This window comes from Mycolicibacterium vinylchloridicum (assembly GCF_013404075.1).
Lineage (GTDB): Bacteria > Actinomycetota > Actinomycetes > Mycobacteriales > Mycobacteriaceae > Mycobacterium > Mycobacterium vinylchloridicum.
Genome location: NZ_JACBJQ010000076.1, coordinates 1 through 21,388, shown reverse-complemented (window position 1 = coordinate 21,388; position 21,388 = coordinate 1). Strand labels below are relative to the sequence as shown.

Annotated in this window: 17 protein-coding genes; 3 read left to right on the top strand and 14 right to left on the bottom strand. The window is 67.7% G+C overall.

Annotation, left to right across the window (positions count from 1 at the left end):
* Positions 1–300 precede the first annotated feature (300 nt).
* A complete protein-coding gene (locus HPC46_RS31130; protein WP_233716956.1) occupies positions 301–870 on the bottom strand; it encodes a hypothetical protein in 570 nt (189 codons plus the stop codon).
* 242 nt (positions 871–1,112) lie between these two features.
* On the opposite strand from HPC46_RS31130, the gene mobF reads away from it, so the two are divergent.
* Positions 1,113–7,001, top strand: a complete 5,889-nt coding sequence (gene mobF, locus HPC46_RS31125) for a MobF family relaxase (RefSeq protein WP_179475941.1) — start codon at positions 1,113–1,115, stop codon at positions 6,999–7,001.
* A gap of 87 nt (positions 7,002–7,088) precedes the next feature.
* On the opposite strand, the gene HPC46_RS31120 is transcribed toward mobF, so the two are convergent.
* Genes HPC46_RS31120 through HPC46_RS31075 form a run of 10 tightly spaced genes read right to left on the bottom strand, consistent with a single transcriptional unit; the run spans position 7,089 to position 17,891 of the window.
* Positions 7,089–7,430 (bottom strand): hypothetical protein, encoded by a 342-nt coding sequence (locus HPC46_RS31120; RefSeq protein ID WP_179475940.1) that lies wholly within the window; start codon positions 7,428–7,430, stop codon positions 7,089–7,091.
* Positions 7,427–8,260 carry a DNA adenine methylase gene (locus HPC46_RS31115; protein WP_179475939.1) on the bottom strand — a complete coding sequence of 278 codons (834 nt, stop codon included), beginning with the start codon at positions 8,258–8,260 and terminating at the stop codon, positions 7,427–7,429. The genes HPC46_RS31120 and HPC46_RS31115 overlap by 4 nt, the downstream gene beginning before the upstream one ends.
* A complete protein-coding gene (locus HPC46_RS31110; protein ID WP_179475938.1) occupies positions 8,257–9,030 on the bottom strand; it encodes a hypothetical protein in 774 nt (257 codons plus the stop codon). The genes HPC46_RS31115 and HPC46_RS31110 overlap by 4 nt, the downstream gene beginning before the upstream one ends.
* Positions 9,030–9,821 carry an ASCH domain-containing protein gene (locus HPC46_RS31105; protein WP_233716955.1) on the bottom strand — a complete coding sequence of 264 codons (792 nt, stop codon included), beginning with the start codon at positions 9,819–9,821 and terminating at the stop codon, positions 9,030–9,032. The genes HPC46_RS31110 and HPC46_RS31105 overlap by 1 nt, the downstream gene beginning before the upstream one ends.
* Positions 9,818–10,528: a hypothetical protein gene (locus HPC46_RS31100; RefSeq protein WP_325096848.1), complete on the bottom strand. Its 711-nt coding sequence runs from the start codon at positions 10,526–10,528 to the stop codon at positions 9,818–9,820. The genes HPC46_RS31105 and HPC46_RS31100 overlap by 4 nt, the downstream gene beginning before the upstream one ends.
* Positions 10,529–10,543: 15 nt before the next feature.
* Entirely contained in the window at positions 10,544–12,667 is a 2,124-nt protein-coding gene (locus HPC46_RS31095) for a collagen-like triple helix repeat-containing protein (RefSeq protein WP_179475937.1), read from the bottom strand.
* On the bottom strand, positions 12,661–15,501 hold the full coding sequence (locus HPC46_RS35870) for an ATP-binding protein (RefSeq protein WP_179475936.1): 2,841 nt from the start codon (positions 15,499–15,501) through the stop codon (positions 12,661–12,663). The genes HPC46_RS31095 and HPC46_RS35870 overlap by 7 nt, the downstream gene beginning before the upstream one ends.
* Before the next feature lie 43 nt (positions 15,502–15,544).
* Positions 15,545–15,817 (bottom strand): hypothetical protein, encoded by a 273-nt coding sequence (locus HPC46_RS31085; RefSeq protein WP_179475935.1) that lies wholly within the window; start codon positions 15,815–15,817, stop codon positions 15,545–15,547.
* A 29-nt stretch (positions 15,818–15,846) separates the two neighbouring features.
* Positions 15,847–16,791 (bottom strand): conjugal transfer protein, encoded by a 945-nt coding sequence (locus HPC46_RS31080; protein WP_233716954.1) that lies wholly within the window; start codon positions 16,789–16,791, stop codon positions 15,847–15,849.
* Between the two features lie 26 nt (positions 16,792–16,817).
* Positions 16,818–17,891 carry a hypothetical protein gene (locus HPC46_RS31075; protein WP_179475934.1) on the bottom strand — a complete coding sequence of 358 codons (1,074 nt, stop codon included), beginning with the start codon at positions 17,889–17,891 and terminating at the stop codon, positions 16,818–16,820.
* Between the two features lie 36 nt (positions 17,892–17,927).
* Between HPC46_RS31075 and HPC46_RS31070 the strand changes: the two genes are divergently transcribed.
* Together HPC46_RS31070 and HPC46_RS31065 are read left to right on the top strand one after the other, a co-directional pair.
* Entirely contained in the window at positions 17,928–18,104 is a 177-nt protein-coding gene (locus HPC46_RS31070; RefSeq protein ID WP_179475933.1) for a hypothetical protein, read from the top strand.
* 223 nt (positions 18,105–18,327) lie between these two features.
* Complete coding sequence (locus HPC46_RS31065; protein WP_179475932.1) at positions 18,328–19,149, top strand: hypothetical protein; 822 nt, start codon at positions 18,328–18,330, stop codon at positions 19,147–19,149.
* A 57-nt stretch (positions 19,150–19,206) separates the two neighbouring features.
* Here the strand turns inward: HPC46_RS31065 and HPC46_RS31060 are convergent, their stop codons facing one another.
* The 3 genes from HPC46_RS31060 to HPC46_RS35665 are packed head-to-tail and all read right to left on the bottom strand — an operon-like array spanning position 19,207 to position 21,262.
* On the bottom strand, positions 19,207–20,664 hold the full coding sequence (locus HPC46_RS31060) for a type IV secretory system conjugative DNA transfer family protein (RefSeq protein ID WP_179475931.1): 1,458 nt from the start codon (positions 20,662–20,664) through the stop codon (positions 19,207–19,209).
* Positions 20,657–21,067, bottom strand: coding sequence for a type IV secretion system protein VirD4 (locus HPC46_RS31055; RefSeq protein WP_179475930.1), 411 nt, complete (start codon positions 21,065–21,067; stop codon positions 20,657–20,659). The genes HPC46_RS31060 and HPC46_RS31055 overlap by 8 nt, the downstream gene beginning before the upstream one ends.
* Before the next feature lie 60 nt (positions 21,068–21,127).
* The gene (locus HPC46_RS35665; RefSeq protein WP_267910068.1) at positions 21,128–21,262 is read right to left on the bottom strand and encodes a hypothetical protein; all 135 of its coding nucleotides are present in this window, start codon (positions 21,260–21,262) and stop codon (positions 21,128–21,130) included.
* Positions 21,263–21,388: the final 126 nt, after the last annotated feature.

Sequence of the window (21,388 nt, the reverse complement as noted above, 5' to 3'; positions counted from 1 at the left end):
CACCTGTTTCCGCGCTTCAGTCTTGTAGTAGTCGTGGATAATAGACAGTGGTACGGCCAAAGTTGTTGCTACTTCACAGTTAGCAGGAAGTTGCTTTAAGTCGAACCGGATGCAACTCCGCTCGGTTGCGCCCGTACCCATCTGATCCGATGGCGCCCGTCCATAGCCAGCAGTCCTGTCGCCCCGGACCACGCACCACGTGTGCGAAGAACCGTGCGATCTCACTGCCATGACGTACCGGGTCGACCACCAAGTCGCGGCCCTGTCGCCGCCGACTGGGGGTACTCACGCGACTGCCCGTCAGGCGCTCAGCGCCTCGGTCGCCGGATCATCCACCGCCGCGACCCCCTCACTCATCTGCGCCGCTTCGCTGAGCGACGCCGGGGTATCGGCGCCCCCATTGGGGACCGTCGCCGAATTCTCGGCGTGCGCGTCCTGCGGTGTCTGCTCGCCGGCGTCGTGCTGCTCAGTGTCGGCCAGGCGCAACAGTTCTCGCACCTGCGTCTGCGTCTGACCACTCTGTGCGGCGATGCTGGCGATTGTTTCGCCGTTGGTGCGCATCACCTGTGCTGCCGCGCCGGCCGTCCGCCGAATCGTCGTCGCCTTCTCCTGCGCGCTCTGCCGGATCCGCTCCAGCCGTTCGTTCAACTCACGTTCGATCCGGGCGATCTGTTCCTCGGCCCTGGCCCGCGCCGCCGCCTCATCTTTAGCTGCGGACTGCTCGGCGTGCTCCAGCTTGTCCAGCTCGTCGAGGAACTCCTTGAGCGATTGCACGATCGCGCGCTCCCGCGCCTCCCTCTCAGCATTCGCGCGACGCCGCGCCTCCAAAGCCCGTTGCAGATTCCCTGATTTCGTCGTTGCTTTGCCCATGTTTGCGGACTCTAACCAGCCCTGCTGACGTAATCACGCCTCCAACTCCCCCTTACCCCATCACCTCTCACTACAGCCCACCTTCCGCCCCACACCCCTTCCCACCAGCACCTCCATCTGCCAGCCCACGTTTGTCCCACACACCTCTTGCACTCAGGTCACGGAACGGTAACGAGGTCTCAGCGCCCAGGGGTGTCCGAGGCTTGGGATCGTCATCATCGCTGCTTAACGTCCGAGCTGTGATGGGCATTCACAAGCTCACTGCCGGCACCGGATACCTGTATCTGGTGCGGCAGGTCGCCGCCCATGACCGCACCCACACAGGACCTGATTCCCTCGGGGACTACTACTCCTCGAAAGGGGAGACACCCGGACGGTGGGCAGGACGCGGCCTTGCCGGATTGGCCGCCGGGATGGAGCACCGCGCCTACACAGACCAAGGCGCGCAACTGTGGAACGTCGAGGCCGGGTCCGAGGTCACCGAGGATCAGATGAAAAACCTTTTCGGTCTCGGAGTCCATCCCAACGCGACCCCGCTGGCTCGGCACTTGATGACCCAAGGCGCGACCCGCAACGGTGCGCTGGCCGCGGTCAAACTCGGCCGTCCCTTTCATGTCAACGCCGGGGAAACCGCGCTGCAGCAACGGCTTGCCGTTGCGTTCCGCGACCACAACCTCAGCCAAGGGAAGCACTGGAACGCCCCCATTGATGAGGAACAGCGGGCCGCGATGCGCACCCGCATCGCGGGCGAGATGTTCGAAGAAGAACACGGCCGACCCCCGGCCGACGAACGCGAACTGACCGGATACATCGCCCGCGGCACCCGCCAGCTCACCACCTCAGTGGCGGGCTACGACATGACCTACACGCCAGTGAAAAGCGTCTCCGCGCTCTACGCGCTGGCCCCGCTGCACATCGCCGAGATCATCGAGAAGTGCCACACCCGCGCGGTCGAGGACGCCCAGAACTACCTGCAGGACCACGCGGCCTACACCCGCATCGGCGCCCAAGGTGTCGCCCAGGTTGACACAGACGGATTCATCGCCGCCCACTTCCTGCACCGTGACACCCGCGCCTCCGACCCCGGACTACACACCCACGTCGCGGTGTCGAACAAGGTTCGCGCACAAGGCACCGACGGAATCTGGCGCTGGTATGCACTTGACGGTCGTCCCCTCTACGCCTCCACCGTCGCCGCCTCCGAGCTGTACAACACCCGCCTTGAGGCCTACCTCGGCGCCGAGCTGGGGATGCGGTTCGCCTCACGTGGACATACCCCCGACGGTAAGCGCGAGGTCCGTGAAGTCGTCGGCGTCAACCCCGAGCTGCTCGAACTATGGTCCTCCCGGCGGGCCGCCATCGACGCCGAATACGCCGTGTTGGCCAAGAAGTTCCAAGCCGAGCACGGCCGCGAACCGACCACACCCGAGTCGATCGCACTGTTCCAACAGGCCAACCTTTCCACCCGCGCCGCCAAGCACGAACCCCGTTCCCTGGCCGAACAGCGACAGGAATGGCGAGCCCAAGCGATCGGGCTTCTCGGTGACGAGCGGGCACTGAATGCGATGCTCGGGCGCTGCCTCGGCGGCCGCGCCCGCAGCGCTGCGACCATCACCTCCGAGTGGCTCACCACCCAGGCGCAGCGCGTCATCGCCACCGTCTCCCAGTCACGTTCGACCTGGCAACGCACCCACGTCCTGGCCGAAGCACTGCGCGTCACTCGGTCCACCGGGCACGCCAACACCGACGGATTGGCCGAGCAGATCGCCGACATCGCACTGTCGGAACCGTTGAGTATCCGGCACGCCAGCAGCCCCGACACCGACCTCGGTGAACCGGCACTGCTGCGCCGCAAGGACGGCACCAGCGTCTACCGACTGGCGGGCAGCCAGACCTACACCAGCGCCGAAATCCTGGCCGCCGAGAAGCGCATCCTGGCCGCCGCCACCCTCACCGACGGCCGACGAGTCGATCCCATCGAGGTCGAGATGGCGCTGCTGTCCGAGGCGGCGCACCGCCGCGAACTCAACGCCGGCCAAGCCGAACTGGTGCGTCAGATGGCCAGCCGCGGTCAGCGAGTCATGCTCGCGCTGGCCCCGGCAGGCTCGGGAAAGACCACCGCGATGTCGGCGTTGGCGCGGGCATGGGAGGGCACCGGTGGCACCGTGATCGGGCTGTCCCCCAGCGCAAGTGCGGCCCAAATCCTGCGCGACGAAATCGACATCGACGTCGCCGACACCGTGGACAAGTTCAACTGGCTGCACAACAACCCGCACGCCGATCCGAGCGATCCTGCCCGCCAATGGTTCGACCGCATCGACCACAACACCCTGCTGATCATCGACGAAGCGGGCAAGGCCGGCACCCTCGCGCTCGACTCGGTGATCTCAGCAGCACTGGCCCGCGGCGCCTCGGTGCGTCTGATCGGAGACGACAAACAGTTGGCGTCAATCAGCGCCGGCGGCGTGCTGCGCGACCTCGCCCACAGCAGCGGAGCCATCACTTTGTCGCAGGTGATGCGGTTCGCCTCACCCGCCGAAGCCCAGGCCGGGCTGGCGCTGCGCGAGGGCGACCCTTCGGGCATCGCCTTCTACATCGACCAGCAGCGAGTCCATGTCGGCACCGACGCGATGGCCGTCGACATGGCGTTCGACGCCTGGCGCGAGGACAACGAACAGGGCCAGCACTCCCTGTTGTTGGCGCCCACACACGACCTGGTGACCGAACTCAACGAGCGTGCCCGGCTGCACCGGCTGACCTCACTGGGCGATCAGGCACCCACCCGGGAAGCCGAATTGGCCGGTGGCTCACGCGCCAGCGTGGGCGACATCGTGTTCACCAAGAAGAACGCGCGGATGCTCACCGTCGGTCCCAACGACTTCGTCCGCAACGGCTATCGGTGGGAAGTCACCGCCGTCGGACCCGACGGATCACTGACCGTGACCCACCTGGAATCGGGGGTTCACCGCCATCTTCCCGGCGACTACGTGCGAGCCCACGTCACCCTCGGATACGCCGCCACCATCGACAGCGCCCAAGGCGCCACCGCCCGCCACCGCTGCCACACCGTGGGCTCCGACCGGCTCAGCCGTCAGCAGATCTACACCGCACTGACCCGCGGTGTGCGCGAGAACCACATCTACTTTTCCACTGCGGAAAACGACCCGCACCGCATCCTGACCCCGAAGGCGACCCACCCCGACACCGCCGTCGACGTGCTGGCGCGAGCCCTGGCCCGCGACGCCGCCCAAGTGTCGGCCACCTCACTGGAGCGCGAAACCGCCGACCCGCGCCGCCGAATGTCGGCCGCTGCGCACATGTACAACCACGCCGTCGGGGCCGCGGCAGAACAACTCCTCACCCCGGCTGAGCACGCCGCGCTCGACCGTCGCGCCGAGGAGATTCTGCCCGGCCTGACCACGGCGACCGCGTGGCCGGTGCTGCGCCAGCACCTGTCGCTGATCGCCGCCAACGGCTACAACCCGCTCAAGCGGCTCACCGCTGTCGTGCGAGCAGGGGACTTCGAAGACGCCGCCGATCCCGCCGCGGTGATCGACTGGCGACTCGATCCGTCGGGCTCTCATTCCGGCGGCACCGGCCCGCTGCCGTGGCTGCCGGCGATCCCCTCACGGCTGCGTGAGGACCCGCACTGGGGTCCGTATCTGAGCCGCCGCGCCGACCTGATCCGCGAACTCGACACCGCCGTGCGGGCCGAAGTCGCGGCATGGACAACGGCAACCGCACCACGATGGGCGCGACCCATCGTCGGCTCCGACGCCACGCTAGCGGCCGACTTGGCCGTCTACCGGGCCGCCACCGACGTCGATGACGCCGACACCCGCATCGCCGGAACCGAGCAGTACCCCGCCCGTCTGCGCGCCGCCCAACACCGCCTGGAGAAGCGGGCCGCCGCCATCGTCGGCGCCCAGATCGGCCACCGCCGCTACAACAACCTGGTCGACTCCATCAACCCGCACATCCGCAAAGACCCGTTCTGGCCACAGTTGGCCACCCACCTCGCCGAGGCATCCCGCACCGGAGTCGACGTCCAACAGCTCGTCCTCACCGCGGCCGAGGAACGCCCACTGCCCGACGAACTTCCCGCCGCCGCCCTGTGGTGGCGACTGTGCGGAACGCTATCGCCGGCCATCGTCGAGACCGCCCACAACGGGCTACGCCCAGACTGGCTGACCGACCTGCACACCGTCTTCGGCAGCGCCCTGGCCGAGACCATCGCCGCCGACCCGGCATTCCCCGCGCTGGTGTCTGCCATCGCCAACGCAGACCCCCAGCGATGGCAACCGCTGGAGCTGCTGCAGGTCGCCGCCGAGCACCTGGCCGACGCTGACGCCTCACTCAAACACCACCTTCGCCCCGACGAGTACGCCCGCCTGCTCACCTACTCCATCGACCTGTTCACCACCGACACCCCTTACGACCACGACATCCCAACGCCCGAGCACCCGCCGCTGACCGACGAGGAATACGAAGAACTCCAACACCTGCACCCCGACCCCCAGCGCCCCCATCCAGTGCCCGATCCACTCGTTCTCACCGACGCGCTGGCCGACTCCGATGTGCTCGCCGCCGCACTGGGCTTCCACGACGATCTGCCCGCCGACCCCGACGAGGCCCTGTGGCTGGCCCCGCCTGATGACCAATACGTCGCCGCCGAGGCCAACATCGACTTCGATTCCCTGTCCACCACGCGACCCGCCCCGGCCGCCGCCCTAGCCGCCGCCCAGGCCGACGTGCGTGCCCTGCGGGAGCGGTACGAGGCGGCCCTGTCCGACTACGAGACCCTCGCCACCCAGGTGCAGTCCACCACCGCAGGCCCCGCCGTCGAGGCCGCTGGCCCCCGGATCGCCGCGATGCGTGCCCGCGCCGACGCCGACCGCCCATACCTGGCCGAGATCGAATCCGTCATCGACCGCTGGCACGACGACGACGAGACCTACAACAACAGCCTGGCGTTGATCGAAGCCGCCCAACAGGACTACGACACGCTACGTGCCGACGCCGACAGTGACCCACTCGATGTCGCCTCAGCCGCCCAGTACCTCAACTGGCTCAAAGAAATGGTGCTGCCCAAACAGACACCCGCCCAACGCTGGTACCCGGCACTGCGGGAAGCCACCGAGCGCCGCGAAACCGCCGCCGGTGGCCCAGAGCACATCGTCACCCACGCCGACGTGGACGCGCTGCTGGCCCAATGCCGCACCGAGGACACCAGACTCCTCAGCGCCCGCCGTGCCGACCTACGCCGCCTGCTCGACCAACTTCTGACCGCCGAATCGGCCGCGGCACGCGCCTTCGCCGAGGCCCAGATGCGCACCGCCGATCACATCATCGAACAGCTCCCCCAGATCACCACCGAACTGCGAGTGCTCGCCGCCGCCGGCCACAACACCTTCCAGCCTCCGCTGCACCTCGACCCCCAGGCGCTGGCCAAGCTGTCACCCAACCCGGCGTCCACGCTGGCGTCCGTGGCGGCCAACCCCTTCGCCATCACCCCCGTAACCGCCAGCGACCGCGCCCAACTCATCCCGCAGATGGCGGTGTTGGCCAGCGCCGCACGGGCCAGCGATCGCCGCATCATCTGGTCAGCTCCCGCCGACGTCCTCAACGACCCCGACACTTCAGCACTGCACGCCGAGATGGTCGACGCCGCAACGCTTCGCCTCGACCCCGCCACCACAGCACCGGGGACCACCGTCGTGGTCGATCACGCCCAGCGGTTGACTCCCGCCCAGATCGCTGACCTCGCCGAGAGCGCGGTGAGTACAGACGCCCGCCTGGTGCTCATCGACACCGACACCCGCCAGTGGACGACCGCACCGTCGGCGCCGCTGCTGCGACTGCTCAACAAAGACCTGCCCTGGTCGCGCACCCTCAGCGTCGACTCCACCATCCGCAACCACAGCGCCCCCTCGCAGTCCCCCGACCTGCAGGCCGCACTCACCCAAGCCAGCGACCTCGACCCCCAGCAGCGCACCCCCGAAATCACCGAGGCCCTGGCCGAATACGAACGCCTCCTCCAGAACCACCGCAGCGCCCACGGTGTCCACGACCGACTGCAGAACATGAGCGGCGACGCCCAGCGTTCCCTCAGCCGCAGCCACGCCGAGTGATCGAAATCTTGAACTCGCGGTGAGCCCACCCTGTCTGTCGGCGGTGTTCGTCTTCGGGTGAAAGGCGCGCAGATCACGCCTGCCGACCTACCGAGGTGGGATGTACTCCCATTCCACCCGGCGGGGCCCCAAGCTGATGGCCCGCACCATGCCTTCGCGGGCAAGGCTTCTCAGATGGCGGTAGATGCCGGCTCCCGAGTCCTGGGAGGAGCGTGGGCGGCGCACGACGTGCCAGTTGCCGTGGCACTCCACCACTTCCAGATTGCGGGTGCGGCGTGGGGGCAGACAGACCAGCTCGCAGCCGAGGTCCAAACGCTCGGTGTGCCACGGCAGCATTCTGGCCAGCGTCGCGCTGCTGATCGGCCGGTCGGCCTCCCGCAGCAGCTCCAGCAACTGAGCCCGCAGTTGATAGGTCTCGGCCCGCGTCACGATGTCTGCGCCCCAGCCGTGGCGGCATCGACGTCGAACAGGGGCTGTTGCACCGGTAGTGGCCGGTTCGACCACAGCAGCACCGCAGGACCGGCCTGCACAGTCAGTGTGGCCTGTGCCCAACCGGGCGGTGCCGTCATCTCGACGTCGGTGTGGTCCACTCGGACCACCGCTGCCGCTTTGGTTTTGGTCAACGCCGATAGCAGTACGTCGGGTCCGGGGCGAAAGGCCGCACCAGGGTCGGCACCTTGGGCTCCCAACAGGTTCGCCCTCAGATCGGCGTAGAAACACACGCCGCGATGGCCGCCGTGAGCTTCGACGACCTTGACCGCAGGCAGGCATTCCAACGTGATCTCCTTGAGGCGCTGCGCCAGCGACTCCATCTGCTCGATGTCAGTGCCTGGTTCAGTGTGCTGCCGGCGACGTCGCGTTCCTCGCCATTGTGGGCGCATCCGTGCAGGCCCGTCGGCGCTTTGGGTCAGCACCACCCACACCCGCCGGGCCGCCTCCAGATCATCGGCGCCGAGGTGGGAACCGCTACCGCGGGCGGTGTCGAACTCTATGCGGCTGAGCGGGGTCAGCGCGCACACACGGTGCAGCTCATGGGGACGGTCGCGCAGCACCCTCCAAAATGTCACGACGTCCTGGCTGGTGTCGTTGATGGTTTCGGCATGGCTGGGCGGTTTGTGCAGCAGCACCTCCAAGCCCCCGGACTGCAACTGCACGTAGTGGGTGTGCTGGGGCAGCATCGCGGCGATGCGGGCGGCGGCCTCCTGAGCGCCCGCTGTCCGCTCGGCCAGTGGGGAGACCACTGCGGTGTCTGCTCTCATTGGGCGACGGCACTATCGGCGGTGGACGCGCAGTTCAGTGCGGACCCGGGTCGGGGCTGGCGCCGCTCGTCGATGTTCTGCCGCACCGGAATCAGCAGAGCCAGACCACGCCGAATGCTGCCGTCCTTGCGCTTGCCGGTGGGGGTGCTGAGCCCCCGAAGCCACCCGCCCGGGCTAGGTTTGTCGTAGTCGATGAGCGCAGCAAGCGCCACCACCAGCGCCATTAATTCGTAGCGGTCGGTCTGCTGCAGGCTATGCCACAGCTCATCGGGGCTCAGATCGTGAACATCGCCCACAACCCCCAAGGCTGTGCGGTACAACCGCTGGCACTCGTTGATCCGCGCATCGCTGAGGGAGTACACCAGCGGCAGTGTCCCCTCCCCCAGCAGATGACGCAGTTGGTCAGCCACTGCGGACCGCTCCAGCAGCAGCCCCGCCCGCACCACCGCCTGGTCAGGCCAGTAGTCGCCGACGTGGCGGTGCGGATCGCTTTCGCGCCAACCGTCGGATTCAAACTCCTCCCGGTGGCGGCGCAGCACGGTCAGCACGGCGCGCGGGTGCACGCCGTAGAAGCTGGCGACATCGGCCAAGTGGTGCGGGCGCGGGCGGCGTTGCGGGGCAACGTCATCGAGTACGTCCACGAGCTGGCTTAACGCGTTGCGCTTGCGTCGCTCGCGTTCCTTCTGGTGGTATTTCGCCTGCAGCAGGCGGTCGGCTTCGGTGCGCAGCGGGCCGCCGCGGCCGGCGCCATAGTCGTTGTCGTCGTCCATCACACCTGCCCTTCTCGCGCGCCGCGATACACCTTCGGATTGATCAGTGCTGACCAGGAAACCGGTTGCAGGCCAACGAAACCGCGTGCGCCATCGCGCCACGGTCGGCGGGCCAACCGAACGGGTGATTCGAACACCCAGTGATATAGCTGCTGGGTCTTGCGGGTGTTGCCCCACGGTGCACAGCACCCACGGGCGCGGTGAACGTCAACGAGCACTGCGGCACCCAGCCAGCCCTGTTGGGCGGTGTGGAAGTCCATGCAGTGCAGGCCCTGTCGCCCGCCCAACTCGACCCCGGCACGATCGAGGCGAGCACCGGCGTAGATCAGGACCGGGCCTCGGTAGGTCGTAGTGTCGGTGCGGTTCTCGACGTTCTTGCCGCCGGCCTCGGTGGGCACCATCAGCATCGACGCCCACGGCCGCCGCAGCGTCAACCCCATCGCATGACCCGGCTGAGCCACCGGGTCCTGGGGGGCTTGCGCGTAATCGCAGAGCACACTGCCGATGCCGCCAGGATCGAGTATCCCGCAGGAGCATCCGGGGCCGTGACCGCGGCAGCGATCACGCAGGGTCAGCAATTCCTCGCTGCGACCGGCCAGACGCACCGCGAAGTGCACGGCGGCCGCCCACCGCTGCCGCTCGGTGCGCTGGTGGCCACGCCCCGTGTCACCGAACGTCTCCTCAGCGTCGAGCGCGTGGGTGATCTGGCGAAACGCCGCCGCGTGGTCTTCCGGCCCGGTCGTGTCGGCCCCAGCGAGGCCGCTCCGTCGGTGAGGGGCCAGGGTCGTCATCGCGGTCCCCCGATCGGCAGGCGGGTCGCGCGCGTCGTCGCCTGATGCGCCGAGACCAGAGCAGCCAATTCGGCGACGTGCCCGCTGGTCGCGGTCAGCAGATGGGCCAGTGTGTCCGCGGTAGTCCCCGTGCCCCGCCGCCGTCGGCGAAACGGCGTCGGACTGGTGGTGCCCGGTGTGACGGCCTCGAAGCCGTCGGCGTGGACGTTGGTGATCTGCCAGCCGTAGTCGTCGGTCAAGGTCATCGCCGCCCAGTACGCCCGCCGCACCTCGGCACAGGGCTGCTCACCCACCACCGACGGCAGATGCCAGGGCTGCTGCGCATCGTCGGGATGCGCTCTGCCAGCAGACATGTGCAGCCGCAGCCTCGCCCCGACCCGACGCACGACGGCGGCGCGGTCGTCGGGCTTCAGGTGGTCCAGCTCGGCCAGCAGCCGGCCGACCTGGACCTGCAGGAGGGGTTCCCCGCCGCCGTGCGTGTCGGCGCGCACCGAATGGAGCCGGCCCGCGCCGTCGCGGACAGAGCATCCTTCTGGGCCGAACTGCTCGACCACCCATCCGTGATTGACCAGCCGCGACATTGCCCAGTAGAGGCGATCTGCGAGGAGGTTGGCGTCGTCGGTGGCTGCGGCCTGACCGCGGCGTCGCGTCCGAGGCAGCGCAGTGCGGCAGTCGCCGCCGATGAGTTGCGCGGTGTGCGTCGTCACATTGGTCTCCTCTGTCTAGCCTTGCGGTGGCTTCCCGCGGCGCCCGGCAGACGGGGGCGGCTCATCCGAGCTGCCCCGAGCCTGCGAGGCTCGATTGCGTGAGGTGTCACGCCCCGATGTGGGCGCGCTGCCGGCCGACCGTCCCGAGCTCGACGGGGCAGGGCCGGAGCCCGATCCCCCGCCCGACGCCGAGGATGAGGACGGTGGTGGCGGCGTTGACCGGCGTCCGGATGCGCTGTCGTCCCGTTTCCGTTGACTGGCCACCGCTTTGGAGGCCACGAGAGCCCCAGCGACGACCGGGGCGGCCGGCCCCGCCGCGACCGAAGCCCCGGCTGTCCCCGCCGCCGTGGCCGCACCGCCGCCCGCTGCTGCGCCGGCCCCAGCGCTGGCGGCCGGGGCCGTGGACGCCACCCGTGCCCCGGCGGCACCGGCACCGCTGGCCGTGCTGGTCGCGGCCGCCGGGCCGGAACTGCTGGTCGGAGTCGATGCCGGTGCGGGAGCACTGCGCCCCGCGCCGCTGCCTGGCCGAGCCGCCGGGCCGCGTGATCCCGCACCACCCGACGGTGCCGGTGGGTGTGGCCGTCGACCCGGACCGCCCTGCGGTCCGCGGCTTCCCGCATCGCTGCTCTGTTGGGAACTGGGCCAGTGAGTGTCGTCGCGGCTCATCCGGCGTAGATCACGGGAAGTGGCCCGCATCGCCGCCGCCTGCCCGACCGGCCCCATCCCGAGCTGCATGGTGCGTTTGGCGATCGTCATCGGTCCGGGAAGCCCCTGATCGCCGAATCCCCGCAGCAGTGCCCGAAATCCGAACACCGCGGCGGCGGTGATCAGCAGCATCACGATCATCTTCATGATCGGATGCTCGATGTTCATGCCCGGCAACGAGTTTCCGGTGACATGAGACATGACCACCAGGACGACCCCGAAAGCCGCCGTGGCGAACAACATCTCCACGCCGTGGACCAGTAGTTTGACCGCGGTGCGTTTGGCGTACTGCCGCTGCGGGCCCGGCGCCACCGCCACCGCCGACGCCGGGATCAGCACCAAGATGTGCCAGAAGGTCAAAAACCCGATGCGGATGACCTCACAACCCATGTAGCACAACAGCAGCAACAACACCAGCACGATGCAGTTCATGAAGAACATCAGCCCGACCGTTTCGCCGCTGAGCTGGCGGGCGTGCGCCACAGCCTCCATGCGACCGCACTGCTCCATCGCCTGCACCGGCCCGCTGGCCGATCCTGCAACCGCCGCCGCCGGCCCAGTGACCCCGCTGCCGCGATTCAGTGCCGCGTTCCACGCCTCGGCGCATCCGCTGTAGTTGTCGATGACCTCACCGAAGTTGGCGATCTGAATGGGATGGCGCACCAACACGGTGGCCATCCACTGCGACAACACCGTGGTCTGGGAATCAACGTTGCCGCCGCCCAGCGACCCGTTGTTGCCGACACCGAGTGAAATCTGGAACCCCAACGACCGTGCGACTGCCAGCAGGCCGTGCTCGCCCACCAGCTCATCAATCGGGTCGCGCAGAAACACCCAGATCAACAGCAGCACCAGATAGGCGCTGACCATCACCGCAGCGCCGGTGGCGAAACCCCTCCAGTAGCAAAGGATTCCGCCGACAGCTAGGCAGAGCACAACGGCCAGCGGGAAGATGTTGTAGGTCTGCACGAAATGTGCCAGAGAGGCGGCGATTGGCGCGGCGAGTGCCCCCAACCAACCCAGCCACACCGACCCCAACGCGAACTTGATGAACCAGATACCCAGTGCACACACCACGACCAGAAAGCCGCAGCACAAACCGAGCAACGTCGCTAGTTGGCTGTAGGTCAGTGCGATCTGCACACGGTCGGCCAGCCCCGGCACCCACGACGAGGGGTCCAGCATGCTCATGTCGCTGCCCTGCTCCTTGACCGCATCGAGCATGGAGACGGTGCCGATGAAGTAGGAGCCGATGGGCTGGCCGGTGGTGTCGGTGATCCCGGTCCATCCCACGGCGTTGGCGAACCCGGCCGCACTGGCCTGCGGGGCGGTCACCAGGGCAGTCAGCGCCCCGGTCCACAGCATCTGCACCATCAGCCACGCCCGGCGCAGACCGGGACGGGTGTAGCGCCAGGCGCAGTACGCGCTCAGCATGGCAGGTTGTCTCCGGCAGGGGCATACAGACCTCTGGTGTCGAACGCGGCCACCCGCTCCTGCTGCACCGGGGGCAGCATGTCCACCAGCCCGGCCCGGCCGAACTCATCGATCATGTACGCATACCCGTGGCCCTCGACCGTGCGCAGATCGAGCACCTCGGGATATTCCTCGGGGTCGATGCCGATGGCCTTGAACTCCGCGCGGGCCTGGTCGCGTTCGATGGGTTTGAACGGGGTGATGATCCGCGTCGGCAGGTCTTTGGTGGGGATGCCAGCGAAGTGCTCCACATGCTGTGAAATCGCGATCAGCCCGTAGCGTTCTTTGCGGCCTTGAGTGATCAGCCGCACCGCGTCCTCCTGCCCGACCGGGGAGGAGAAGTAGGTGCGGGCCTCCTCGGCAACGAACCAGCCGAACCCTCCCGGGCGCCGGTTCGGCCCGGTGTAGGCCTCTCGGGTGATGGCGGCGATCATTCCGTAGATCGCGAAACCAGCTCTGGCACGCGCACTTTGGCGCCGGTACTGATGCAGGTCCTCGGTCTGGGCGGTGGTCGGCAGCTCCAGCTCGGAGGTCAGCCACACCACGGCATCCTTTTCGGCGATCGGCGGCACGGGAAGGGACTCATCGAACATCGCCCGCAGGTAGTCGATGTTGGCCCACATGTCGAGCTTGGCGGTGAGCTCGGTGTACTCCCGAGCCTCTGCGCCCCGCAGACTGTTGAGGTAGCGCACGAGGGCGCCCATGCTTTCGGCCACCCGCTGGTCGGGGCGCAGCAGAAACCTGAACTGGCGGGCGATCTCGGCGTCAGGTTCAACACCCATCATCGGCAGCAGGTGATCCAGCGTCCGCTCGACGGCGATCTCGCGACGGAAGATTCGCAGACCGTCCATCGACACATCACCGCGGGTCGGGTTGATGTAGACCACCCGATCCCCCAGATGCGCCAGAGCGGGCTCCCACTCCCGATTGGTGCCGGGGTCAACGATCGAGCACTGGCTGTTGCGGGCGATCAACTCGGTGACGACCCGCTTGGCGCCCTGCGACTTTCCACCACCGGGCGGGCCGAAGAACAGCACCCCAGGCGCACCGCGGCGCTGCGCCGCTCCCTCCGGGTCCAGCAGGACCGGACTCGGCCGACGGGTGGCCATATTGCGGGCGAACAGGATTCCGGTCTCGTTGCCCAACTCGTTGGACACCAGCGGAGAGAACCGCGCCCACTCCGTGGTGGTGGTGGGCTGGTCGAACTGACTGCGGGGGCTGCGTTCCTCACTGCCGGGTAGCCCGGTCTGCCACAGCCCGATCTGGGCACCGCCGCCCCAGCGGCTCAAGGTGGTGTCGAGTTCCTCGGCGAAGTGCGTCTGCATCTGTTGGGCGGCATGATCGAGAGCGGCCCGATTGTTGGCGCCCACGGCGACGACCGTGGAGGCGCAGACCTCACGCTCCAGCTTGCTGGCTCGCAGTTTCGCGTTGTACTCCTCGCCGGCGGCGTACCGCTCGGCCAGGTCGGTGTTGCTGGCCCGCACCGACCCTCGCTGGAAGGCCTGGTCATCGAGATTGCGCTGGGCGCGGTCGATCCGGTTGAGCGCCCGTTCAGCCGAGCGGGTGGTGATGTGCTGAAACCAGTCGACCTCGACGTCGCTGTCGACATCGACGTCGTAGAGCGACAGCAGATACTCCGCACGCGGGTACACCAGGCCCGCGCGAGGAAGCTGGGCCACTGCGAGCATGCTCTGATAGCTCACGGGTTGCTGCTGGCGCCGGATGACCACCACCGCGGCCAGTGACGGCACGATGCGCCGCCACCAGGACCGATGCTGGCGCCGGGCGAGCTGGTCGCCGCAGTCGAACTCGGCGGGCATCAACTTCTCAAAGTCCGTGCGCGTCAACCGATCCGGACCGCCCGGTTCATGCGGGAAAGGCTCAGACACCGCGCCCAACGACCAGCGACGTCGATACCACCAGTGAATCTGGCGTGGCGTGGCAGGTCGGGCGTTGAACTGACGCGGGATTTTCGTCAGCAGCTTGTCGACCATGTCTCGGTAGCCGGCCAGTGACTGCGGATCGTCTGGGTCACGCCCGGCGACCACCGTCGCCACCTTGGCCAGACCACCGACCCCGCTGCGGCCCTCCATCCCGGCATCGACCGGGATACGCAGTCCGAATACCTGCTCGTAGAACGGTTCGATCTGGACGAACTGCTCCCAGTCGCGGACTTCCTGAATCCAGGCACGATGACTGTCGTAGCCAGAGAGCATGCGGCGCAACAATTGTCGCGGATTGATGCGCACATTGGCGCCCCACAGCAGCATGCCCGACGGCAGTTGCCGCACCAGGGGTCGATGCCCTCGCGCAACGGCGTCCTTGCGGTCGTAGGACATCATGCCGCCCGGCTGGCCATCCACCAGGAACTCGGCATACACGCCACCGGGGGTGAAGATCAGGTTGTCGATCACCTCATCCGGTGGGGACAGCCACGCATCGCGGCGACCCTCGACATCAGCGGTGCGCCGGGTGTGCACCAGTCCCTCCAACATCCACAGGATGCGGTAGAGCGGGCTGGGCCGCGACACCGGCATCTGCCGGGCCAGGAAGGTGGCCCCGGCGGTGAGGGCCGCGCCGAACAGGAAGATCGTGACCGCGTGCCCGGAGTCCAGCCAGTGGCGGGTGGCCCACACCGTGGCTGCGGCGCCGAGCAGAAACGTCGCCCCATCCCAGATGCGCCACGGCGCGAACCACAGCCGGGTGTTGTCGTCGATGTGCGACAGATAGATGGGAAAGTCGCGGACATCGGCATAGACCCGCGCTCGGCGTGGCCGGTCTGCGTCGTCGGACACCTGGGACTCCTCGAGGATTTCCTGCGGTCAGAGGGCGTTTTCGTCAGCCGAACTGGCCGGAAGTGATTCCGCCGCCGTGCTTGTCGACGGTGCCTTTCAAGCTCACGGCCAGGCCGACACCGCCGAGGATGATGGCCGCGATGGCGATTCCGCCGAGCACCTTGCCGGCCGCCGCGCCGAATCCACGGACCAGGGAGAACGCTCCCGCCACGCCCCCGACACAGATGGCGATGATCGCCAACGGAATCTGCAGGGATTGCCACAGCGAGGGGATGGCGGTGATGAGGTCACCTGCTGCCAGTGCCGTCTCAGTCATGATGTGTTCCTTCCAGTTGTGTGGATGTCTCAGTTCGGGGTCTGGGCGCTGCGCCAGTCGGTGTCCACCGTGGCCGGAACCAGCGCGTCGTCGGTGGAGACCGCCGGAGCGAAGTCGATCGCCGCCACCAGCCAGCGGCCACCCACCCCGGTCAGCGTCAGCGGATAGCTCAATTCCGTTGGGGCGTACTGAGAGTTGATTGCTGTCACGGTGGCCAGCACGCGGACGGTCTGCCCGTCGGCCGGTGTCGTGGGAGGCGGTGAGACGGCGGTGATCCCCGACACCGTGATGCTCTGATAGGCCTCTGGAACGCCGAGGAGCTTCGACTCAGCGGTCACGTAGCGCTCCACCTGCCCGTCGCCGGTCAGATAGGCGGTGAGGAACCCCGAGGCCACCGAGTATGCCGGATCGGATTCGCTCAATGTGGTCGGATAGCTCAGCGGAAGGTCCGCGCCGGCGCCGGGCCCGCTGATCCGGGCAGGCAGCGACGCGGCCCGCGGGCCGTACCGGGACCACAGCACCGGCACCCGGTACAGCGCCCGCTGCGGGCTGGCCGACTCGTAGGGCCGTTGCGTGACGCCGACGACCACGGAGAACACCTCGGCGTCCGCGTCCTTGCCCGCCAGGCCCGCGTAGGTGACCGCCACGACCGTGGGAGTGTTGATGACCACCGCCGGGGTGGAGGGAAGCTGCAGGCTGGCGTTGTCGACTGTGACGAACTGGTTCAGGCTGGCCACATCGGACTGGCTGGCCGTCAGCCACACCGACACGTAGTCCTGCGCGAAGGCGCTGACAACCGCCGACTTGTTCACCACTTCCCGTGACGGAGTCACGAGATCCGGTGGTGACCCAAACAGAAACTGCCACACCAGATTCAGGCCCGCCAGCGCCGCCAAGCCCAGCACCAGCGGCTTGCCCGCAGCAGTCGCCGCCCGCTTGCCGCGCTGCACTCGCCGCTGCCACGTCCTGCTCATCTGCATTTCCGGGTCGTCCCTTCGATTCACAGCGGCTCGTGGCCGATGATCTTCAAGCTCTTGATCGCGAAAGCGGCATCGACCGGATCGGACTCCTGGTGACCGCCCAACGGGGAACCCGGAAGCGGCGCCAGCGTCAGCGGGGGCGCCGGGAGATTGAACCCACCCGTCGTCGGCGTGGGAGTCGCACCGGGCTCGGGCTGGGCCGGTGGCCGCGAGGTCTGCCGGATCAAAATCGTGATCTTGGAGGCCAGCACCCGCTTGATCGGCTGCACCGCCTCACCGTGGACGTTCTTGGTCTCCTGGGTCACCAGGGTCCTGTCGGTGTCGTTGAACAGGTACTGCACAGTGGTCACCACCCGGTACTGCCCCCACTGCGACACCCCGCTGGCGTCTTTACCGACCCAGCCGGGGGTCAGGGAGATCGCGGTGATCATGTAGGTCTTCGACAGATCGATCTCAATCACCTGACCGTCGGCCCCCCCGCGCACGCACACGAACGCGCTGTGCGGATCGGCCCCGGCCATCGTCTGCGCCGCCGTCGAGCCCGCCGCACACGATCCCGCCGCATCGGCGGTGTAGGGCAGCGGACGATCAGCCGACTCCGCGGCCACCGGCTTCGGTGCCGCGGTATGCGGCGGCGGCGCCGCACCCGGTTCGGTGACCGAGGCGGCCGTGGGCCGGGCCGGTTCATCCGAGCTGTAGACGGCCACCGCGCCGACAATCGCCACCAGGACCGCCACCAAACCGGCAGCGGCGAAACCCATCGCGATCTTGCCGTCGAACCGGCGGGGACGCTGCGGTTCGCCGGGTTCCTCGCTGTCAAGCGGAACCTCTACCAGGTCGCGGGGTGCACCCGGATGATCTCCGTCCTCCTCGGGATCGGCGTAATCATCGAAAGGCTCACCGTCACCGCCGTATTCGTCGTACTGACCGTCGTCCTCGTCGCCGTACTCATCGTCGTACTGGTCCTCGTCGGCGACCTCGTAGTCGGTCTGAGCGCCCTCGGGCAGGTCGAACACGGGTGCATCCGGGTAGAGACTGGCGGGGTCTTCGCAGGCCTGCAACTGCTCAGTCCACTGTTCATTGGTCAACGTCATGACTGGCCTCCGTGAGGGTTGACGCGGTGATGCAGGGTGGCCGCACCGCGGGAGCTGATCCGGCGGCGCTGCCCGCGACCCGCCAGCCAGACCCGTGGGCGAACCGAGGTGCCGCCGGGGACCGTCGCCGGCCCCACCAGCGTCGACGGCCACAGCGCCGAACCCCCGACCGAGGTGAACCCGTCCGGTGTCGAAGTGTTCACGAGTGACTGACTTGTGCGGGCACCCCCGCAGCCCAGGCCCGAGACGCCCAAGCGGCCGTGGCGCCGCCGAATCCTGCCCATCAAGGCGCGAATTGCGCTGTTTAGGAACAGAAACGCGCCAACAGCGAGCACTGCACCCGTCAAGGGGGAGACATTTGCCAGTCCCAGAGCTACGCTGTCCAACATGCTTTTCATGGTGACAGACGAGACATAGAAAGACAACACGTAAACAAATGTTGTTCAAGCCCAGTGTGGACCGATACGACGAGTTGCGCCGCGAGTGGATCGCCGAGCACGCCGGAATCTTCACGATGCAGATACGCCGGGCCGAACTGCTCAACCGGCGCATCCGTCGGCGTCACCGCGAGATCGCCGGCGCCCGTCCCAACCCCTACGACGACCACGCCACCCACCCGTTGCTGAGCCGGGGCGCGAAGACCGTGGAGACCAAGGTTGAGCTGGCCATCGTCATCCTGGCCGCGCTCGCGGCGCCACTGGGCTGGCCTGCTGGTCGGGTCATCTACCAGCGCATAGAGACGTTGATCCCCGACCGGCTGCGCTCCTACCCCATCCCCGCGCTGTTGTTCGTCGCTGCGGTGCTCGGCGCGGTGACAACTCTGCTTTATGACCCCGGCCAGGGGCTCAACAGCGCGATCCTGGCGCCCTGGCTGATGGCGCAGCTTCCAGCCGCCGCCCTGACCGCGGCTATCTACGGCATCCTCAACGGCTGGCTGGCCATCGACGGCTCCACCGAGTGGTGGCCGCTGACCCCACCAGCGCCGTCGGTGGAACTGCCCGCCACACTGCTACCCGACGACCTGACCGCACCATCAGTGTTCGACACCGCTCCGGTGGCCGACCCCATCGACCGCACTCCGCCCGGCGCCGGATCAGTCCGTTCACTGCCGCGATCCTCGCGGCTGCTCACCGCTGCTCTGGCTGTCAATGTGCTGGGTATCATCTGGACCCTGGCAGCCGTGGGTGTCGGTGTGAAAAACGTTGTCGTGGAATCCCTGACGCCATCGAGCACCATCGGCGCCACCCACGCCGGCTGAAGCGCCCCGCTGAGCAGGGGCGGTCGGTGTTGGACCCCTGATGGTGCTGAACGACGATCACAGCTCTGCGTCGTTGCGGGTGTCCGACCACAACCGGCGAAGCAATCCCGCAGCACGCGAATACTGCTTGGCGCCAGCTCTTTCCCGGCTGCCAGTGCGCGACAGGATTTCCCTGATCGCCGTGTCGTAGCGATGCAGAAACTCCGACCAATCCGGGATCTCCACGCACGTTCCCACGCCACCGCGCACCAGCAGGCGGGCATGCTCACGATCCGGGGGCAGCAACTCCTGCCAGCGCAGCGTCGCCCCCAAGTCGCTGCTGAGATTCTTGTGGGCATCGGCCTGCCCGAACCCCTGGCTGCGCCGGTTGGTCAGACCCGACCAGTTCTCGGCGGCAGTCAACAACTCCTCCTCGCGGGCGCCGAACATGATCACCGCGGCCCCAAAGATGTCGCGCAACTCGGCGGCATAGGTCGGCCCGTACACGGTGTCCAGCGACGACGACGCCTGCACCGCAGCCATGAAGTTGATCCCCAGGCCGCGGCCCTCCCCGACGATCCTGCGCAGCGAAGGAATCGGGGCGGTGTTGGGCAGCTCGTCGACGATCATCAGCAGCCGGTGCATCGGCTCGCGCGCCGAGGTCTTCTCCCGCCACCGCCGCACCAGCGAATCCAGCAGCGTCACCGCCGAGCCGGCTACCGTGCCGTCGGCCGGGGCCAGCACATACAGCGTCGCCTGGGGATCATCGAGGAAATCGGGGGTGAACGGCTGCGCGCCCGGGCGCTGCACCAGCGAGGTCCGCAGCCACGGCGTGATTGCCTTGCGCATGGTGATGGCTACCGAATCCCGTTGCCGGGGATCCATTTCCATGATCCGCATCATGCCCATCGACAGTGTGGGGTATTGATGGCAGATCGCGGCCGCCTGCGCCCAGCCCGGTTCACTGGTGTTCTTCGGGTCAATGTTGTCCACCCCGGTCAGAACCCAGTCCATGCCCTTGCTGTTGCCCTGCGGGCTGGCCGCGAACAGGAACGCCGCCAGCGGACCGGCCGCCTGGGACTCCCACACCCCACCGTCGGAAACCTGATCGGCCCCGGTCCCCAGGCCAACGGTGGCCATCTGCATGATCGTCTCGGCCACCGTCAACGCCTCGTAGGGGCTGTCGATGGTCACCGTCGGGTCATAGACATTGGCCACGATGCCCTCGGGATACACGGGAGAACTGAGCGGCCGCAGATCGAGCAGTGCCCGCGGACCCCACCGCCGCTGCATCACGTTCTGCATCAGATCGTCCTTGGACGACACCACCACCGCCGGCCCGCCCCACAGCACCGCCGCCGGCGCCAGGATGCGCCGCGACTTACCGGTGTCCGAGGGCGCAGACACCAACACCATTGGGGCACTGCGTGGCACGTACAACTGCTGGCGCTTGCCGACTATCCGGCGGTCGAAGCCGCAGTAGGTGGTGGGCGTGGGGGTGAACGTCGGAGCCTCAGTCGCCGCAGGACTAGCCACAGCGCTGCTCCCCCTGCAGTTCGTCGGGGCTGATCGCCGCGCGAATCGCCGCGACGACCGAATCCCGCTGCCGGGCGTCGAAGGTCAGCGCGCGCACCACCGAGCGGCCCAGCACCGGTGCTGACACCGCACACCGCAGTGCGGCCTGCGCCCAGCCCGGATTGCGTACGTCCTCGGGGTCGACGTTATCCAGTGCCGCCCGCACCCATGCAATTCCCTGCCCATTGCCGAGCGGCGACGCCGCGAACAGCAGCGCGGCCAGAGGACGGACCGCCTGCACGTCCCAGTAATCAGCGGGCCGGTCACGGCCCAGGCCGGGCCGGCCCACCCTGAGCAGCGTTTCCGCCGCGGCGATCGCCGCGTGTGCACTGTTCACATCAAAGGACGGATCGGCTGCATGCATGCCCGAATCCTGGCAGACAGATACAACGTCAGTCAATACGTGAACATTGTCCGAACGTTGTTACTGGGTTTGAGTCCGGCGCCGTTCCTCAGACTCGCGCAGCCAGTCCGACGCCCGCGCGCCGTTGGTTCGCATCTCCGGGGGCAGCGCCTGCTGATGCCCATAGTGCACGTCCTCAGCGGTCAGCAGGGTCACCCGACTTAGGACATTTGGCTTAGTACCCCGTTTTGATCCCGAGTGAGTCGAGAATGTGGCGTTGATGTGGGGGAATGTGTGGCGGGAAGGTTTGGGTGGTGCCGTTGATGGTGATCGTGGCGCTAC

Coding starts and splice junctions, on each gene's coding strand:
- HPC46_RS31055 (WP_179475930.1), bottom strand. CDS start 21,067: ATGCATGCAGCCGATCCGTCCTTTGATGTGAACAGTGCACACGCGGCG.
- HPC46_RS31110 (WP_179475938.1), bottom strand. CDS start 9,030: ATGGACGACGACAACGACTATGGCGCCGGCCGCGGCGGCCCGCTGCGC.
- mobF (WP_179475941.1), top strand. CDS start 1,113: ATGGGCATTCACAAGCTCACTGCCGGCACCGGATACCTGTATCTGGTG.
- HPC46_RS31085 (WP_179475935.1), bottom strand. CDS start 15,817: ATGACTGAGACGGCACTGGCAGCAGGTGACCTCATCACCGCCATCCCC.
- HPC46_RS31105 (WP_233716955.1), bottom strand. CDS start 9,821: ATGACGACCCTGGCCCCTCACCGACGGAGCGGCCTCGCTGGGGCCGAC.
- HPC46_RS31095 (WP_179475937.1), bottom strand. CDS start 12,667: ATGCTGAGCGCGTACTGCGCCTGGCGCTACACCCGTCCCGGTCTGCGC.
- HPC46_RS31065 (WP_179475932.1), top strand. CDS start 18,328: ATGTTGTTCAAGCCCAGTGTGGACCGATACGACGAGTTGCGCCGCGAG.
- HPC46_RS31115 (WP_179475939.1), bottom strand. CDS start 8,260: ATGAGAGCAGACACCGCAGTGGTCTCCCCACTGGCCGAGCGGACAGCG.
- HPC46_RS31075 (WP_179475934.1), bottom strand. CDS start 17,891: ATGACGTTGACCAATGAACAGTGGACTGAGCAGTTGCAGGCCTGCGAA.
- HPC46_RS31130 (WP_233716956.1), bottom strand. CDS start 870: ATGGGCAAAGCAACGACGAAATCAGGGAATCTGCAACGGGCTTTGGAG.
- HPC46_RS31080 (WP_233716954.1), bottom strand. CDS start 16,791: ATGAGCAGGACGTGGCAGCGGCGAGTGCAGCGCGGCAAGCGGGCGGCG.